Raw genomic sequence first — 16,079 nt, 5'->3', positions numbered from 1 at the left:
GGCAGCCGGGCCACGACCATCGGGCAGCACGTGTGCGTCGGCGCTCAGGGCGTCGCCCGTCGAATGACCAGGTAGCTGACGGCGGCGAGGACCAGGGTCACCAGCGCCGGCCACCCCACCAGCAGAGCCCAGCCAGGTTGATCGGCGAACCAGTCGCCGATCGCCGACCACCAGCCTCGCCAGGTGGCCAGCACGGCGAGCCCACCGATTCCCGCCAACACGACGGCGCTCAACGTCAGCAGGCCGTTGGCTCCCCAACGCTTGGCGACCAGGGCGATCGCGATGCCGATGAAGCCGAGCAGCAGGAACGGGATCGCGAAGCCGAGGAACCGCAGCACCGGGTTCTCCACGACGAGGAAGGGCAGGCCGAAGAAGCGCAGGTTGGCTCCCCACCCGTCGGTGGCCTCCTCAACGCCGGCCAGCAGATAGAGAACCGCCGCGTAGACGAGCGCCTGCACGGTGAACTGGAGCACGTTGCCGAGGTAGAAGCTGCGGCGTGACACGCCCAGCCCGAGGGCGAACGGGAAATCCTGGAGGATCGCGCTGATGCTGGCGATGAGCATCACGATGTAGATGCTCATCAGCCCACCGGTGGTCGGCTCGAAGTCCTCGTTCTCCTGCATCGCGCTGAACAGGGCCAGGTTGATGAGGAAACTCAGCGCGAGGATGCCCCAGGGCCAACCGATCACGGCGCGCCAGACGACGAACTGCAGCCGGGCCACGGTCAGGGCGCGATTCATCGGGCAGCCTCCTTGTTGGCGGTGGCACTGCCGGCACCTGCCGCGTGCCCGTTGTTCGACGTGGTCAGGCGAACGACGATGTCCTGGAGCGAGGACGGTTCGAGGCCGAGACCCAGGGACCGGGCGCGATCGTGGGCGGCCGGGCCGAAGTCGCCGCGTACGGTGGCGCGTGCTGTCCCGCCGAGCGACGCCCGGTGCAGTTCGGTGCCGGTACGGGTGAACTCGTCCACCGCCGCGACCGGGCCGGAGACGGTGACCACCTGGCCGCGCAGGGCTTCCGCTTCGATGTCCAGCAGGAGCCGCCCCTGGTCGATCAGCAGCACGTGCTCGATCAGGTCGCTGACCTCGTCGATGAGGTGGGTCGACAGCACGATGGTGCGGGGATGTTCGGTGTAGTCGGCCAGCAGATGATCGTAGAAGAGCTGCCGGGCCACGGCGTCCAGGCCCAGGTAGGGCTCGTCGAAGAAGGTCAGTGGGGCCCGCGAGGCGAGACCGACGACGATACCGAGTGCGGAGAGCATGCCGCGGGAGAGCTTGCGGACGTTGCGCCCACCCGGCAACTGGAACACGTCGACCAGTCGTTGGGCGTACTCCTCGTCCCAGTTCGGATAGACCAGGCGGGCCGCCCGCAGGACGTGGGTGACCCGAAGGCTCGACGGGTAGGTCTGGCTCTCCTTGATGAAGGAGATCCGGGAGAGCACCTGTTCGTTCTCGTACGGGTGCTCTCCGAAGACGGAGACCTCCCCGCTGGTGGCGAAGTTCTGTGCGGTGAGGATCTGCATCAGAGTGGTCTTGCCGGCCCCGTTACGCCCCAACAGGCCGTGGATCCGGTTCTCGGTGAGCGCGAAGCTCACCCCGTCCAGAGCGGTGACCCCCCGGTACCGCTTGGTCAGATTCGTGACGGTGGCCACCGCGCTCATCGGCCCTCCTCCCAGGTGTCGATCATCTTCTTGAGTTCGGCTGGTTCGATGCCGAGCTTGCGCGCCTCGGTCAGCAGCGGCCGGACGTACTGCCGGGCGAACTCGTCGCGGCGCCGGCTGCGGAGCTTGGCTCGGGCGCCGGGAGAGACGAACATGCCGATTCCTCGCTTCTTGTAGAGAGTTCCGTCGTCGACCAGCTTGTTGACCCCCTTGGCGGCGGTCGCGGGGTTGATCCGGTGGAAGGCGGCCAGTTCGTTCGTCGAGGGCACCTGGCTCTCCTCGGCGAGGGTCCCGTCCAGGATCGAGTTCTCCAGCAGCTCCGCGATCTGGAGAAAGATCGGTCGGCCGTCCTCCATCACGTCCACCAACGCCGTTCATGGTTAGCTGGTTCATTACTCATGTAACTAACCATGCAACCAGAGTGGCGTCACTGTCAAGGGACAGGTGACGGCGTTAACCTTCCGACCCGATCGACGCGTCTACCTGTCGGGAGGTACGCATGACCGACAGGTACCCGGCGCCACCGGAGGGCTTCGCCGACTTCGTGGCGGCCCGGTCCGGTGCGCTGCTGCGCTCAGCCTGGCTGCTCACCGGCGACGCCGGCCGCGCCGAGGACCTGCTCCAGACCGTGCTGACCACGGCGTGGCGGCGCTGGCCGACCGTGGTCGCGGCCGGGCACCCCGAGGCGTACCTGCGTCGGGCGCTGTTCACCACCTACGTCTCCTGGTGGCGTCGCCGGTGGCGGACCGAGTTCCCGGCCGCCACCCCGCCGGACAACACCGGTCCCGGTGACCTGGCCCGGGAGTCGGCCGACCGGGACGCGGTGCGCCGGGCGCTGGCCCGGCTCAGCCGCCAGCAGCGGGCGATCGTGGTGCTGCGTTACGCCGAGGACCTCTCCGTGGAACGGACCGCCCAGGTGCTGGGCTGCTCGCCGAACACGGTGAAGGTGCAGTCGTCGCGCGCGCTGCGCAGCCTGCGTACGGATCCGGACCTGAGCCTGTTCACCAACCGGGAGGTCGTGCCGTGACCCGCGACGACGAGGACATCCGAGGGCTGCTCGCCGGGGCCGTACCACCGCTGGCCGCACCGCCGGACCGGGTCGCCGAGGTCGGCGTCCGGGTACGCCGGCACCGTCGCCGGATGGCCGGCGGCGCGGCGGCGGCGGTCGCGCTGACCGTCGGCCTGGGCGTCGGCCTGCCGACGCTGGTGGCCGCTCCCGACCGCGACCGGGGCGCACCGGCAACCACGCCGAGCCCGCAGGGTGCGGCGGCCTGTCCGACCGGCTTCGACACCCGACCCGACCTGACCTCCGTACGCTACGGCGACGACGAGCCGCTGGTACCCACCGGGGCGGTGGAGGTCACCAGCTGCCAGGTGCCGGTCGGCAGTGGGCCCCATCCGGCGAGCCGGATCGGCCCCCGGACCCTCACCACCGGGGTCGACGAGATCGTCCGGCTGCTCAACGCCCAGCCCCCGACCCAGCAGGACGGTCGAGGTCGACCGCTGCCGGCCGGCGAGCAGATGATGTGCACGGCCAAGGCCACCTACGAGGAGACGGCTCTGGTGCTGCGCTACCCCGACCGGGAGCCGGTCACGGTCTGGACGGACGAGAACTGCCGGGTGGCGGTCACTGCCACCCACGGTCGGGGGGTGGACTTCGGGGTGATCGCGGCGTTCCTCGACCGGTACCGGGCGCAACTCGCCGCGACGACCGACCCGGCCACCGTCACCACCCCGGCCTGCGCGGACACGTTCCCCGTCAAGCGAATGCGGAAGAACTCCGAGGACGGCCCACTGAGCCGGATCAGGCTCAACAACAGCGACCCGTACCTCGCCCTGCCGACGCCGCTGATCGAGGTCACCGCCTGCCGGTACGAGGTGCGCGGCCAGACCGGCGAGTTGGTCGGGCAGCAGCGGCGGCGCGCGGGCGCGGACGAGGTGCGGGCCGTGCTCAACCAGGCCCTCGACCGGCCGGCCAAGAGCAGCCGCTGCGGTGACTGGCCGGACTACGAGGAACCGACCCTGTTCGACACGTTGACCGTGGCCGACGCCACCGGCGAGACGGCCGAGTTCTGGATCCGGCACGAGCCGTGCCGCAGCGTCAACGGTCTCGAGGCGCTCACCCCGGAGCTGCTGGACGTCATGACCGACCTGCTCGGCCGGCCGCCGTCGCGCTGAGCCGGTGCCACGCGGGTCGGACCTGACGGGGGTCGGCGCGGCCGGGCACGCCGGTCCGATCGGTTGTCACGCCGGACCGGACCGGCGTACCGGGATCAGCCGTACGGCGGCCGGGCGTACGCGGCCCGCAGCGCGGCCAGCCCGGTCGCCTTCGGGCTGAGGGTGCCCCAGCCGGAGTTGAAGTAGTTCGTCCGGGCGATGATCGGGCCGCGCTCGGCGTTGAGCCGGGCGATGGCCGGCGGCACGGTGGCGATCCAGGCTGCCTGGTCCGGGATCTCGATGACCCGGACGCCCCACTCGGCGATCAACACCGGACGGGACAACGCGACCGGGCCGAGATCGGCCACCGCCCAGTCCTTGGTGCGCCGGAACCGCTCCAGCGCCGTGTGGCTGGGACTGGTCGCGTAGACGTTCCACTGAAGGTAGTCCAGCCGTGTCATCAGCGCCTCGGGGTGGGTGCGCCGGAAGCAGTCCCGGTCGAAGCCGCCGAGCCCGACCGAGAAGGTGGTGCCCTGGGGCAACCCCTTGGCCCGGAACCAGTTGACGATGTAGGTCACCGCCTGCACCGCCCGAGCGTCCGACTCGGCCCAGGTGTACGCCTTGCCCGCCTCCGTGGTGCCGAACTCGTGGTCGGTGTCCAGTTCGGAGGCGAGCTGGATGTTCACCCCGAAGCCCATCGTCCGGTACTGCGACAACGCCCGGGCGAACAGCCCGTCGCACTGTCCGGCGAGGACCTGACCGTAGCCGTACGCCTTCGGCCAGACCGCGCCGGGCCGTTGCTGGATGGTCATCGCCGGAGCCGGCACGGTGTACGTCACCCCGTCGACGCTGAAGGTCTGTGGCCCGGTGTCGGGCGCGCCGTAGTGCTTCAGTTCGAGCACCATGTTGAGCTGCACCCCGGCCTGGCCCAGGGTGACCAGCCAGGACCGGTTGTAGCCGGGGAAGATGTACGCGTCGGCGAAGCTGCGGTACTGCGTCAGCGACCGGAAGTTGCCACCGGCCATGTCGGCCGTCGGGTCCGCGCCGCCGGAGAGGTAGTAACCACCCAGTACGGGCGGCAGCACGGTGTAGGCGACGGTGGTGGTGGCGGTCCGGCTGGTGGAGTCCCGCACGGTGACGGTCACCCTCGGCATCACGCCACCGCCCGGAAGACAGCCACCGAGCCACTGTCGGAGACCCGGGACCAGGTGCGTCCCGAGTCGTCGGCGACGGTGATGGTGAGTGGGTCGAGCACGGCGGTCACCGAGACGGGGGCGCTGCGATTGCCCTGCGCGTCGGCCACGGTGACCGTCACGGTGAGCCGCTGGTTGTCCGGGTCGCCGTAGTTGACGGTCAGCAGCATCTGCTCACCCGGTGAGTAGGTGGTGGAGTTCATCGAGGCGTTGGCGGTGGGAGCGGCCATGGCGGCTCCTTCCTGGCTTGGTCGTCGTCGTGACCAGCGGCGCAACACCGTCGGTGCAGGCTGGTCCGCGACGACGGGCCGGAGCCGGACCGCGCGGCGGCGTGGCCCGGCGGAATCCGTGCTGGCGGCCGGCGGGACGTCACAGTCCCGATTCCGGCCGGAGGATCGGATGTGGCCCGCCATCCGCAGCCTCTCTACCTGCTACAACAGTGCGTCAGGGAAAGCACTGACGTCTTGTCCGTTTCCGGACATATCGACCTTTGTGGAGGCTTGGCCCGTGAAGTATCTGATGTTGATCTACGGCAACGAGGAGATCTGGGGCAGCCTCCCGGACGGCGACCTGACCACTCTGATCAATCAGGTCGACGCCTTCAACGAGGCGCTGCGCGCTTCCGGGGAGTTGGTCGACGTCCAGGGGCTGGTGTCACGGCCCCGCTCGGTGCGGATCGTCGACGACACCCCGGTGGTCACCGACGGGCCCTACCTGGAGGCCAAGGAGTACGTCGGCTCGTACTTCGTGGTCGACGTCGACAACGAGCAGCGGGCGCTGGAAATCGCCCGCGACTACCCGGGTACGCGCTTCGGCACCACCAGCGGCGGCATCGAGATCTGGCCTCTGATGTCCGGCGACGGAGCGGACCACTGAGCCTCGACCACGCCACCACCGACCTGCTGCGCCGGCTCGCGCCGCAGGTGCTGGCCACGCTCGCCCACCGGTACGGCGACTTCGGCCGGGCCGAGGACGCCGTGCAGGAGGCACTCGTCGCCGCAGTCGAGAGATGGCCGCTCGACGGCGTACCCGAACGCCCGTCGGGCTGGCTGCACACCGTTGCCGCCCGCCGCTACGTCGACCTGGTACGCGCCGAGGCCGCCCGTACCCGCCGCGAGCGCACGGCGCTGGACCTCACGCCGCGCGACACGCTGTTCGCCGCACCGCCCGATGTCCCGGCACCCCGCGACGACCTGCTGGAGTTGTTCCTGCTCTGCTGCCATCCGGCCCTGCCCGCGCCCGCGCAGTTGGCGCTGACCCTGCGCGCGGTGGGTGGACTCACCACCGCCGAGGTCGCCGCCGCCTTCCTGGTGTCGGAGCGGACCATGGGGCAACGCATATCGCGGGCCAAACTGCGACTCCGGGAGGCGGGTGCCCGGTTCACCCCGCCGGCGGAGGCGGAACGCAAGGCGCGGCTGGCCGTCGTACGCCAGGTGTTGTACCTGATGTTCAACGAGGGATACAGCGCCAGCAGCGGCCCCCAGTTGCGTCGCGCCGACCTGACCGGCCAGGCCCTACGGTTGACCCGCCGGCTCCATGAGCAACTGCCCGGCGACGGGGAGACCGCCGGCCTGCTCGCGCTGATGCTGCTCACCGAGGCCCGAGCAGCGGCCCGGGTCGGCCCGGACGGCGAACTGGTGCCGCTGGCCGAGCAGGACCGCACCCGGTGGGACCGAACAGCGATCGACGAGGGACGCGCACTTGTCGAGCGGAGCCTGACCGGCTCGCCGCCGGGGCCGTACCGGCTCCAGGCCGCCATCGCGGCGGTGCACACCGAGGCACCCAGCACCGAGGCCACCGACTGGCCGCAGGTGCTCGCCCTCTACGAGTTGCTGGAACACCTCGCACCCAACCCGGTCGTCACGCTGAACCGGGCGGTGGCGGTGGGCATGGTCCACGGGCCCGCCGCCGGGCTGGCCCTGCTGTCCGAGGTGGAATCGGGGCTGCTGGCCGGACACCACCGATTACACGCTGTCCGCGCCCACCTGCTGGAACTCGCCGACGACCGGACCGCCGCAGCCGAATGGCGGAAAGCGGCGCGGCACGCCGGCAGCGAACCCGAACGGCGGTACCTGCTGCGCCGAGCCGCCGCCATGAGCGACCCGAGCCCCGGCCGATGTGACCCAGGTCACCTGCCCATCCGGTAGAAGCCACTGATCCGGCTCCGATTCATCGGTAGGTCGGCACCCACGGTGGATGCCGCCAGATCCGGGAGGAACGGACATGACGAAGGTGACCGCCCAACTGTCGGTGTCGCTGGACGGCTACTACGCCGGCCCACGGCACGACGGCGACGGCGACTGGCTGCGGTCGGCGGAGAGCCACGGGTTCTTCCGGGTGACCCGGTGGGCCACCGAAGCGACGGCGTGGCGCGAACGGCAGGGCTTCGCCGGCGGTCGACACGACGCCGACTCCGAGATCATCGCCGAGTCGTTCGCCGCGGCCGGCGCGTACGTGATGGGACGGCGGATGGCCGACGGCGGCGAGGTGCCGTGGGGCGACGACCCGCCGTTCCGCGCTCCGGTTTTCGTGGTGACCCACCGGCCCCGCCCGACACTGCATCGTCAGGGCGGCACCAGCTTCACCTACGTCACCGACGGACTGACCAGCGCGGTGACCCAGGCACGCGCGGCAGCCGGTGACCGGAACGTCGCGGTGGCCGGCGGCGGCAGCCTGGTCCGACAGGTGTTGCGGGCGGGGTTGCTCGACGAGTTGGAGTTGCACGTGGTGCCGGTCGTCCTCGGTGCCGGGCTCCGGCTCTTCGACGACCTGGGTCTCGACGAATTCGAGGCGATCGAGCTCACCGCCGACCGGGTGGTGGCCAGCCCGCAGGTCACCCACGCCCGGTACACGGTGCGCGGGCGCGCCCCGCTGGTCCTCGACGACCGTGGCAGGGGTACCGGCACCCCGTAGGTCGTGCGCGGCGGGACGACGGGACGGCGTGACGGGGCCTACAGTGACGACACACATGTCGATCTAGGAGGCGCGGTGTCCGAGCCGCCACCCGTCGACCGCTCCCCGAGTCCCGGGGAATCGGACGAACTTCCCGTCGAAGCCGACGCCGAGGCCGCCGCGCCGCCGGCTGCGACGGCGCCCCGGCTGCTGGTCATGCCACCCACGGACGGGCTGACGCCCATCGTCTGGCCCGGACCGACCGACCAGCCCGCCTGGGCGATTCCGGTCACCGTCCCGCCCGGCACGCAGGGCTACGCCATCTTCCTGCCCCTGGTACCGGAGGGCGTGAGCCCGGCCAGTCCCGTGGCACCGACGCAGCGCACGGCAGCGCGCCCGGTGGCGCTCACCGACACGGACCCGGCGACGGCGGACCCACCTGTCGCCAGCACTGCGGCGACCACCCCGGAACCCGGTGCCGCGCCCACGACCGACGGCCCGGCGACCGCACCGAGGCCCCCGGCCGCGTCGACGGTCGGCAGCACGGCGGCGGGTCATCCGGCGACGGGTGACCGGACCGCTCCGGTGGCTCCGGCCGGGCCACGGGTTCCGCCGGCGGTGGCACTCGGCTACCCACCGTCCGGTCCGTACGCGTTCCGGCCGATGCCGCGGCAGCCGTCCTTCTTCGACCGGGTGTGGCCCGGGCCGGCACCGGCTCGGAACCTGGCCACCCCACTGGCCGTCCTGGCCGGGGCGCTCGGCGTCGCCACGTTCGTTCCGTTGGGGCGCACCGGCCTCGGCTGGTTCCTCGGCTACCTGGTCCTCACCGTCGGCGTCGCGGTCGCGGTGCGGCACCACATCGCCGAACTCCCCCGGCCCGAACGGTGGCTGCGGACCGGTTGGGCCGTCGCTGCCCTTGCGCTGCTCGCCGTCCTGGCCTTCCGCAACGCCTGGTGGCTGGTCACGTTCTGCGTCCTGGGCGCGCTGGCCTGCACCGCATTGGCGATCGTCGGTGGGGTGCGCCTCCGATCGATCCTGTTCAGCCTGGTGGCCGCCCCGATCGCGGCGGTCCGGGGACTGCCGTGGGTGCGTACCCATGTCCGGGCACCCGGCGGCTCCGGGGCCACCCGACGAGTCGTCGGTTCGGTCGTCACCACCGTGGTGGTTCTGGTCGTCTTCGGGGCGCTGCTCTCCTCCGCCGACGCCGCCTTCTCGCGGGTGCTCGGTGCCCTCATCCCGGAGATCAGTGTGGGCGGGGTGTTCCGGTGGCTGTTCCTGGCCGCCGTCGGCGCCCTGATCGCGGTGGCCGCCGTCTACACGATCGCCGCCCCGCCGGAGCTGTCCTCGGTGGACCGCCCCACCGCACGCAGTATCGGGCTCGTCGAGTGGGCGCCGCCGATCGCCACCCTGACCACGCTGTTCGGCGGCTTCGTCGCCGTGCAGTTCACCGTGCTCTTCGGCGGACAACGACACGTGCTGGAGAACACCGGGCTCAGCTACGCCGAGTACGCCCGCAGCGGATTCTGGCAACTGATCGTGGTGACCGTACTGGCCCTGGCGGTGCTCGGCGGCGTCACCAGGTGGGCACGTCGGGACCGGCCGCTGGACCGTCTGCTGTTGAGGATCCTGCTGGGCCTGCTCAGCGCGCTGAGCGTGGTCATCGTGGTGTCGGCGCTGTCACGGATGTACACCTACCAGAAGGTCTACAGCTTCACCGGCGAGCGGATCTTCGTGATGGCGTTCGAACTGCTGCTCGGTGCGGTGTTCCTGATGGTCCTGGTGGCCGGCCTCCGTTGGCGCGGCGGGTGGATTCCGCGGCTGACCGCCGCCCTCGCGGTGGTGATGCTGTTGAGCCTGGCGGCGCTGAACCCGGAGGACTACGCGGCCCGCCGCAACATCGCCCGGTACGAGCAGACCGGCCGGATCGACGCCTGGTATCTGCGGGCGCTCTCCGCGGACGCCACTCCCGCCCTGTCGACCCTGCCCGATCCGGTCCGCCGATGCACGCTCAGCTGGATCGCCGACGATCTGGCCGAGCCGGACCCGTGGCCCGCCTGGAACCTGGGGCGTCAGCGGGCCCGGGAGGTGCTCGACCGGCTGGGGCCCGACGCGATCGGCAATCAGCGTGACTGCCGCCGCGTCGACCAGTTCGACCTGCCGAAGAACCGGACCCCCCGCTGAGCACCCGGGAGCCGACCCCACCGGGTCGGCTCCCGCCGGTCACAGGGCGCCGAGGAAGGCGAGCACCTCGGACCACCCGTCCCGACGGGCGGCCGCGTCACCCGCCCGGGTGCCGCCGTGGGCGTACACGCCGGTACGTGCCCGGTGCACCGTCTTCGACGGCAGATACGGAAAGGTGCCGACGCCGTGACCGGCATCCGGGTAGAACAACGCCCGGTGCGGCGGGCCGCCGCCCAGGGCCAGCAGCAGTTCGGCGGCGTAGGTGGGCGCGTCCCAGAGTTGGTCGTCCTCGCCGGCGACAGCCAGCACCGGTCCGTCGATCCGGTCGACCGGTATCCGGCCGGTCGGGACGGGTCGGCCACGGTAGGTCCAGGCGGGCGCTCCCGTGTACGGGTAATCGAGATGGACGACGCTGCTCGGCGCGTACACGACGACGGCACGCACCAGGTCCGGGCGCTGTTGCGCCAGCAGCAACGCGGCTTCGGTGCCGCGTGAGTAGCTCATCACCGCCACCTCGCCATCGGAGTACGGGGCAACCAGCTCGGCGGCGGTGGCGAAGTACTCCAGCGGAATGTCATGCAGGCTGTCCGGTAGGCCCGGAGCGCCGAAGTAGGCCAGGCACAACACCGGGTGCCCTCGGGAGGCGAGCAAAGGCGCGTCGTACAGCCCGCCGACGCCGCCCTCCGAGCCGCCGACCCACAGCACCCCGCTCCGTCGAGGCACCTCCGGTGGCGGGAGCACCAGCATCCCGCGTACCCCGTGGGTCGTCGGCGTCAGCTCGGTGAAGGAGACCTCGCCCGCCGTCCAGTCCCGCCGCACGGTGACGACGGCCGGCTCACGCCCACCACCCTCGGCCGACAGCCGGACCGCGAAGTCACGCCGTACGTGCGGCCAGAACGGCGCGAAGTAGGAGACGTCGCCGTCGGGCGGATCCATCGACCAGAACAGACCCATCGGGTCCACCCCCGAGTAGGAACCCTTCACCGGGGCATCCCGCGACACGTCGACGACACCGTTGGCGTCGGCCACGAACGTCGCCGCCGCACGCCACCGATGCCCCGAGTGATCGTGGGCCTCGGCGGCGACCACCACCGGCTCCCCTGCGGCCAGGCCAGTCACCCGTACGCGCAGCGGCTGGTCGGCGAGCGCGACGGCCGGCGCCACGTCCAGGCGCAGGCGCGGCGAGCCGCCCCGACCTCGGTCACCGACGAGAAGGGTCGCCAGCAGCAGCCCCGCCACGACGGCGGACAGGATCCGGTACGTCTTCGACCGACTCGACATCGACGACAGCGTATCGTTGACTGTTCATTCCGCCTGTCCGCTCAGCGGTCGTGGCCGCTCGTACGCTCGGCACCGGAGCGTCATGACGCGCTCGCGTCGGTGAGGATGGCCTCGAGGCGGGCCCGGCACTCGGCGACGAACGCCGGATAGCTGTGCTGGTAGTACGGAATGCCGCTGGCGGCCACGGCGATCGCCCAGGCGCGGGCACGTAGCCAGGTCGAGTCGGCGACGGCGACGGCGTTCCGGTAGGCGCGGCGGGCCTCGGGCGGCAGGTCCCACACGGGAGCGTGCTCGGCGTCGGGCAACCCGATCGACAGGCCACCGAAGTCGATCACCGCGTGCAGCCTGCCGTGCCGTACCAGGAGGTTGGTGGGCCGGAGGTCGCCGTGCAGCCACACCTGGGGCCCGGACGGCTCGGGCAGGTCGAGCGCCATCTGCCACAGCCGTTCCAACGTGTCGACGTCGATCTCCGTGCCGACGATGCCACGGCAGTCGGCGAGGGCAGCGCCGACCCAGTCGGCGCAGGCCCGCAGTTCTCCCCCGCGGTACCAGCTGAGGTCGCCCGTCCGGGTCGCCCCCATGAGGTCCACGGCGTGCAGGTCCCGTACCACTGCCGCCAGGTCGGTGCCGAAGGTCGCCCAGTCCGAGACGGTCTCCGGCCCGACCTCGTCGCCGTCGATCCACCGGTAGACCGACCAGGAAGTCGGAAAGACATCGGTGGGTACGCCGGTGTGCCGCGGCTCCGGGATCCGGCAGGCGAGCAGGGGCGCGAATCGGGGAAGCCAGCGCAGTTCCTTGCGCAACGACGATGCCTTGGCTGCGGTGCGCGGAAGTCGCACGAGCAGGTCGTCGCCGAGCCGGTACATGGTGTTGTCGGTGCCCGCGCCCGCCCGGGACAGCGGTAGGTGTGCCCACTGGGGACACTGATCCGTCAACAATGACCTGACGACACCCTCGTCGACCGGAATCTCACCCTCATGCAGCGTCACGTCGAGATCATTGCGTCGAGCGCGCGGTAGGGCCACCCTATTCCTCGACACACGGGCTGTAACAGGACCACCTCGGACTGTAGGCAAGCCGACTGTGTTCTTGGCGGATGCCCGACAGAGTGGCAGCAAGCATCGATTCATGCCGATTGGAGTCGACGATGCATCTCCGCCTGCGCCATCTCTGCGCCGCCGTGGCCGTCATCCTGGCCGCGGCGCTGTTGAGTCCGGTCACCCCGGCCACAGCCGCAACCGCCGACCGCTTCGGGTTCGCTTACGTGAAAGATCCGACGGCACCGACCTGGACGCCACTGCCCGCCGCCTACCAGTACGGAAGTTGGACGCCAGGGCTGACGGCCACCGGCGGCAAGGTGGCACTCGGCCGGTTCCTGGTGCGATTCCCGAACATCGGCCTGGGAGCCCGAGGCAACGCGCACGTCACCGCCGTGGCACGGGACGGCCGGTTCTGCGAACTCGTACGCTGGTACGGCTCGGGCACCGACGAGGTCGTCGACGTGCAGTGCTTCCGACCCGGGGGCACACCGGCCGACACCCCGTTCACCGTGTTGTGGACGTTCAGCTCCGGCGTCCTGCCGGCGGGCGTCGGCGCGTACGCCTCAGCGCAGGTGACGTCCAACCTCCTCGTCCAGGCGTACAACTCGACCGGAGCGCCCGTCACCGTCGCGACCGTCGGGGTGGGCATCTACGCCGTGCGCCTCTCGGGGGTCGGCGCACCAACCGGTGAGCTGTCCGGGAACGTGCAGGTGACCGCCCAGCAGCCGAACGCACAACCGCGCCGATGCAAGATCCTCCGCTGGGGCGCGTCCAACGCGGAGGTGGTGGTCTACGTCGCCTGCCACGACCCGGGCACCGGCGCGGCGATGAACAGCGACTTCACCGTGTCGTTCCACCGGGAGCGCTCGGTCTACGCGTCGTTCGGCCCGCCGAGGTACTTCGGGTACCTCGCGACGCCGTTCGCCGGTCCGACGAACTACTCGTACCCGCTCGGCGTCGGCGCCAACGGCTTCGGTCCCACGGGTATCGGCACCTCCATCGTCAAGTTCCCGGCCCTGCACGAGAGGCACACCACCGCGCAGGTGACCGCGATCGGTGACGGCCCCTCGTACTGCACCATCCAGGAACTGTGGGCGCAGATCGGCAGCGATGCGGTGCTGCCGGTCGCCTGCTTCGCCAACAACGGCCGTCTGCAGGACAACCAGTACAGCTCGACCTTCTCGTCGAGCGCCTGAGCCCGTCGGTCCCGCCCATGAGCCCGTCGGTCCCGCCCAGGCTCTCCGGGCGGGACCGACGGCGGGTTCAGCAGTTCGGTGTCCGTTCAGCACCCGACCATCTGCTCGACGGGCAGGTCCTGGGCGGCGGTCCGCAGCGCGACGACGCTCGCGGCCACCGCCGGATGCTCACCCGCACCCTGCCGGTAGGCGATCCGGGTACGCCGTCGGATGGTGAGGGGAACGAGGACCACCCCGGTGATCGGGCGCTCGACAGCCAGTTGGGGCACCAGCCCGACACCCTGACCGGCGGAGACCAGGGCGAGCACCGCGGTGAAGTCGTCCGCGTGGTGCCGCACGGTCGGACGGAAGCCGGCCAGCTCACACGCGTGCAGGGTCACCGAGTGGCAGAGCGTGCCCGGGCTGCCCACGATCCAGTCCGCGTCGCGTACCGAACGCATCGGGTCGCCGGTGAGGCTCCGGGCCGCCCCGACGGCCAGGTACACGGTCTCGTCCAGCAACGGCACCGAGTCCAGGGCGGGGTCCGGCTCGACGGGCACGATGTCGTAGTCGTGCACGAGGGCCACGTCGAGACGCCGGTCGCGCAACGCGTCGGGTACGGCGACCGGGTCCAGTTCGCTGACCATCAGGTCGAGCCCGGGGTGGTCGCGGCCGAGCGCGACCAGGGCGGGCAGCAGCAGCGTACGCACGGCACTGGGGTACGCGCCGATGCGTACCGTGCCGGAGAGCCCGCCCCGCGCGGCGGCCAGGGTCGCGTCGGCCGCCTCCAGTGCGGCGAGGACCACCTCGGCATGCCGGACCAACGCCTCCCCGGTGGGTGTCAGGGTGACCCGCCGGCCGACCCGTGCCAGGAGCGCGACGCCGGCTTCCCGCTGCAGCGCGGCGAGTTGCTGGGAGACGGCGGACGGCGTGTAGGTGTGCGCCTCGGCCACGGCGGCGATGGTGCCGAGGCGGGACAGATCCCGCAGCAGCCGTAGGCGGCGGACGTCAAGCATCAGTTCAGCTTACGTATTCGGTGAGCAATCGGAACTGGTGCTTCACCTTCTGCTGTCGGAGGCTGGCAGCATGACACCTGTCGGGCTCTACGTTCCCATGATCACGCCGTTCGACGAGCGCGGGGGCGTCGCCCTCGACGCGCTGAGCACGCTCGCCCACGAGATGCTGACGGCCGGCGCGGCCGGTCTGGTCGCCCTCGGCACCACCGCCGAGGCGCATGCCCTCAGCGCCGTCGAACAGCACACGGTGGTCGACGCGATCGCCGCAGCCTGCCGGGAGCACCGGGCCGGTCTCCTGGTCGGCGCGCACACCGACCAGGAACTGCGGTCCCTCGCCGAGCGACCCGAGGTCACGGCGGCACTCTGCCTGGTGCCGCCCTTCCTACGCCCCGGCGAGGAGGCGGTGCTCGCGCACTACGCCCGGCTGGCCGCGGACTCCCCCGTGCCGCTGGTCGCTTACCACGTCCCGTACCGCACCGGGCAGCAGCTCCACGCCGACACGCTGCGCCGCCTCGCCGGCCTGCCCGGGCTGGTGGGCATCAAGCACGCGGTCGGTGGCATCGACGCCGACACCATCGCCCTCCTCGCCGACCCGCCACCCGGCTTCGCCGTGCTCGGCGGCGAGGACGCGTACATCTCGCCGTTGCTCGCCCTCGGCGCACACGGCGGCATCCTGGCCTCCGCGCACCTCGCCACCGCCGCCTACGCCGACCTGGTCGCGGCCTGGCGGTCCGGCGACGTCCGGCGGGCCCGGCCGCTCGGCCACCGACTCGCCGCCCTCTCGGCCGCGCTCTTCGCCGAACCCAATCCCGCCGTCGTCAAGGCGGTGCTGCACGCCCAGGGACGCATCCCGACGCCACTGGTCCGCCCTCCGTTGCTGCCCGCCACACAGATGGCCACCGCCCGAGCGTTGTCCTGTCTGAGCGGGGTGACGGCAGTGCCGGCGTGACCGGCGCGGACAGGTCGTCCGAAACTCCGCCAAGATTTTTCTCGGGGCATGTCGAGAAGCCGAGTCGAGCTTCGTCCCCACTGCGAACGCGGCCATAATGGCCGTACCCGACAAGGAGCACCCGATGGCCAGGTACCTACTGCTCAAGCACTACCGTGGCGGCCCGACCCCGCTGACCGACGTGCCGATGGACAAGTGGACACCCGAGGAGATCTCGGCTCACGTGCAGTACATGCAGGACTTCGCCGAACGGCTGGAGGGCACCGGCGAGTTCGTCGACGGTCAGGCGCTCTCCCCGGAGGGAACGTTCGTCCGCTACGACGGCGAGGGGCGGCCACCGGTCACCGATGGCCCGTTCGCGGAGACCAAGGACCTGATCGCCGGCTGGATGGTGCTCGACGTCGACACCTACGAGCGTGCGCTGGAACTGGCCGCCGAGTTGTCCGCGGCACCCGGTGTCGGCGGCGAGCCGCTGCACGAGTGGATCGAGGTGAGGCCGTTCCTGGCCGCACCGCCGACCATCGCGGAGTAACGC

At 71.2% G+C, this 16,079-nt stretch carries 17 protein-coding genes; 9 read left to right on the top strand and 8 right to left on the bottom strand.

Translation table 11 applies throughout. The annotated features are described in order from the left end of the window. Positions 1–44: 44 nt before the first annotated feature. From Vlu01_RS08785 to Vlu01_RS08775, 3 genes are read right to left on the bottom strand one after another with little or no spacing between them, the layout of a single operon-like run. The gene (locus tag Vlu01_RS08785) at positions 45–740 is read right to left on the bottom strand and encodes an ABC transporter permease (RefSeq protein ID WP_203996417.1); all 696 of its coding nucleotides are present in this window, start codon (positions 738–740) and stop codon (positions 45–47) included. Next, positions 737–1,660 carry an ABC transporter ATP-binding protein gene (locus tag Vlu01_RS08780; protein WP_203996415.1) on the bottom strand — a complete coding sequence of 308 codons (924 nt, stop codon included), beginning with the start codon at positions 1,658–1,660 and terminating at the stop codon, positions 737–739. Before Vlu01_RS08780 ends, Vlu01_RS08785 begins: the two co-directional genes overlap by 4 nt. Beyond that, on the bottom strand, positions 1,657–2,016 hold the full coding sequence (locus Vlu01_RS08775) for a GntR family transcriptional regulator (RefSeq protein ID WP_203996412.1): 360 nt from the start codon (positions 2,014–2,016) through the stop codon (positions 1,657–1,659). The genes Vlu01_RS08780 and Vlu01_RS08775 overlap by 4 nt, the downstream gene beginning before the upstream one ends. A gap of 143 nt (positions 2,017–2,159) precedes the next feature. On the opposite strand from Vlu01_RS08775, the gene Vlu01_RS08770 reads away from it, so the two are divergent. Both Vlu01_RS08770 and Vlu01_RS08765 read left to right on the top strand, forming a co-directional pair. Next, positions 2,160–2,687, top strand: coding sequence for a SigE family RNA polymerase sigma factor (locus tag Vlu01_RS08770; RefSeq protein ID WP_203996410.1), 528 nt, complete (start codon positions 2,160–2,162; stop codon positions 2,685–2,687). Continuing rightward, positions 2,684–3,838, top strand: a complete 1,155-nt coding sequence (locus tag Vlu01_RS08765) for a hypothetical protein (protein WP_203996409.1) — start codon at positions 2,684–2,686, stop codon at positions 3,836–3,838. Before Vlu01_RS08770 ends, Vlu01_RS08765 begins: the two co-directional genes overlap by 4 nt. 95 nt (positions 3,839–3,933) lie before the next feature. Here Vlu01_RS08765 and Vlu01_RS08760 read toward each other — a convergent pair whose 3' ends face one another. Together Vlu01_RS08760 and Vlu01_RS08755 are read right to left on the bottom strand one after the other, a co-directional pair. After that, positions 3,934–4,971 carry a hypothetical protein gene (locus Vlu01_RS08760; RefSeq protein ID WP_203996408.1) on the bottom strand — a complete coding sequence of 346 codons (1,038 nt, stop codon included), beginning with the start codon at positions 4,969–4,971 and terminating at the stop codon, positions 3,934–3,936. Next, positions 4,971–5,240 (bottom strand): hypothetical protein, encoded by a 270-nt coding sequence (locus Vlu01_RS08755; protein ID WP_203996407.1) that lies wholly within the window; start codon positions 5,238–5,240, stop codon positions 4,971–4,973. The genes Vlu01_RS08760 and Vlu01_RS08755 overlap by 1 nt, the downstream gene beginning before the upstream one ends. A gap of 277 nt (positions 5,241–5,517) precedes the next feature. Here Vlu01_RS08755 and Vlu01_RS27510 point away from each other — a divergent pair, with 277 nt between their 5' ends. The 4 genes from Vlu01_RS27510 (at position 5,518) to Vlu01_RS08735 (ending at position 10,083) form a co-directional block, all read left to right on the top strand. Further along, positions 5,518–5,886: a YciI family protein gene (locus Vlu01_RS27510; RefSeq protein WP_239095793.1), complete on the top strand. Its 369-nt coding sequence runs from the start codon at positions 5,518–5,520 to the stop codon at positions 5,884–5,886. Next, positions 5,883–7,157, top strand: coding sequence for an RNA polymerase sigma factor (locus Vlu01_RS08745; protein ID WP_203997064.1), 1,275 nt, complete (start codon positions 5,883–5,885; stop codon positions 7,155–7,157). The genes Vlu01_RS27510 and Vlu01_RS08745 overlap by 4 nt, the downstream gene beginning before the upstream one ends. A gap of 76 nt (positions 7,158–7,233) precedes the next feature. Continuing rightward, the gene (locus Vlu01_RS08740; protein WP_203996405.1) at positions 7,234–7,923 is read left to right on the top strand and encodes a dihydrofolate reductase family protein; all 690 of its coding nucleotides are present in this window, start codon (positions 7,234–7,236) and stop codon (positions 7,921–7,923) included. 75 nt (positions 7,924–7,998) lie between these two features. After that, positions 7,999–10,083, top strand: a complete 2,085-nt coding sequence (locus Vlu01_RS08735; protein WP_239095791.1) for a DUF4153 domain-containing protein — start codon at positions 7,999–8,001, stop codon at positions 10,081–10,083. Positions 10,084–10,122: 39 nt separating this feature from the next. Here the strand turns inward: Vlu01_RS08735 and Vlu01_RS08730 are convergent, their stop codons facing one another. Further along, complete coding sequence (locus Vlu01_RS08730; RefSeq protein ID WP_203996403.1) at positions 10,123–11,364, bottom strand: acyl-CoA thioesterase/bile acid-CoA:amino acid N-acyltransferase family protein; 1,242 nt, start codon at positions 11,362–11,364, stop codon at positions 10,123–10,125. Positions 11,365–11,444: 80 nt separating this feature from the next. Continuing rightward, entirely contained in the window at positions 11,445–12,353 is a 909-nt protein-coding gene (locus Vlu01_RS08725; RefSeq protein ID WP_239095790.1) for an aminoglycoside phosphotransferase family protein, read from the bottom strand. A gap of 158 nt (positions 12,354–12,511) precedes the next feature. On the opposite strand from Vlu01_RS08725, the gene Vlu01_RS08720 reads away from it, so the two are divergent. Continuing rightward, a complete protein-coding gene (locus Vlu01_RS08720; protein WP_203996395.1) occupies positions 12,512–13,600 on the top strand; it encodes a hypothetical protein in 1,089 nt (362 codons plus the stop codon). Between the two features lie 86 nt (positions 13,601–13,686). Here Vlu01_RS08720 and Vlu01_RS08715 read toward each other — a convergent pair whose 3' ends face one another. Continuing rightward, a complete protein-coding gene (locus Vlu01_RS08715; protein ID WP_203996394.1) occupies positions 13,687–14,595 on the bottom strand; it encodes a LysR family transcriptional regulator in 909 nt (302 codons plus the stop codon). 70 nt (positions 14,596–14,665) lie between these two features. Between Vlu01_RS08715 and Vlu01_RS08710 the strand changes: the two genes are divergently transcribed. Continuing rightward, entirely contained in the window at positions 14,666–15,544 is an 879-nt protein-coding gene (locus tag Vlu01_RS08710) for a dihydrodipicolinate synthase family protein (RefSeq protein ID WP_203996393.1), read from the top strand. A 124-nt stretch (positions 15,545–15,668) separates the two neighbouring features. Further along, positions 15,669–16,076: a YciI family protein gene (locus tag Vlu01_RS08705; protein ID WP_203996388.1), complete on the top strand. Its 408-nt coding sequence runs from the start codon at positions 15,669–15,671 to the stop codon at positions 16,074–16,076. The last annotated feature ends 3 nt before the right edge of the window (positions 16,077–16,079 follow it).

Source organism: Micromonospora lutea, assembly GCF_016863535.1.
Lineage (GTDB): Bacteria > Actinomycetota > Actinomycetes > Mycobacteriales > Micromonosporaceae > Micromonospora > Micromonospora lutea.
This window is presented reverse-complemented; position numbering and strand designations above follow the sequence as displayed.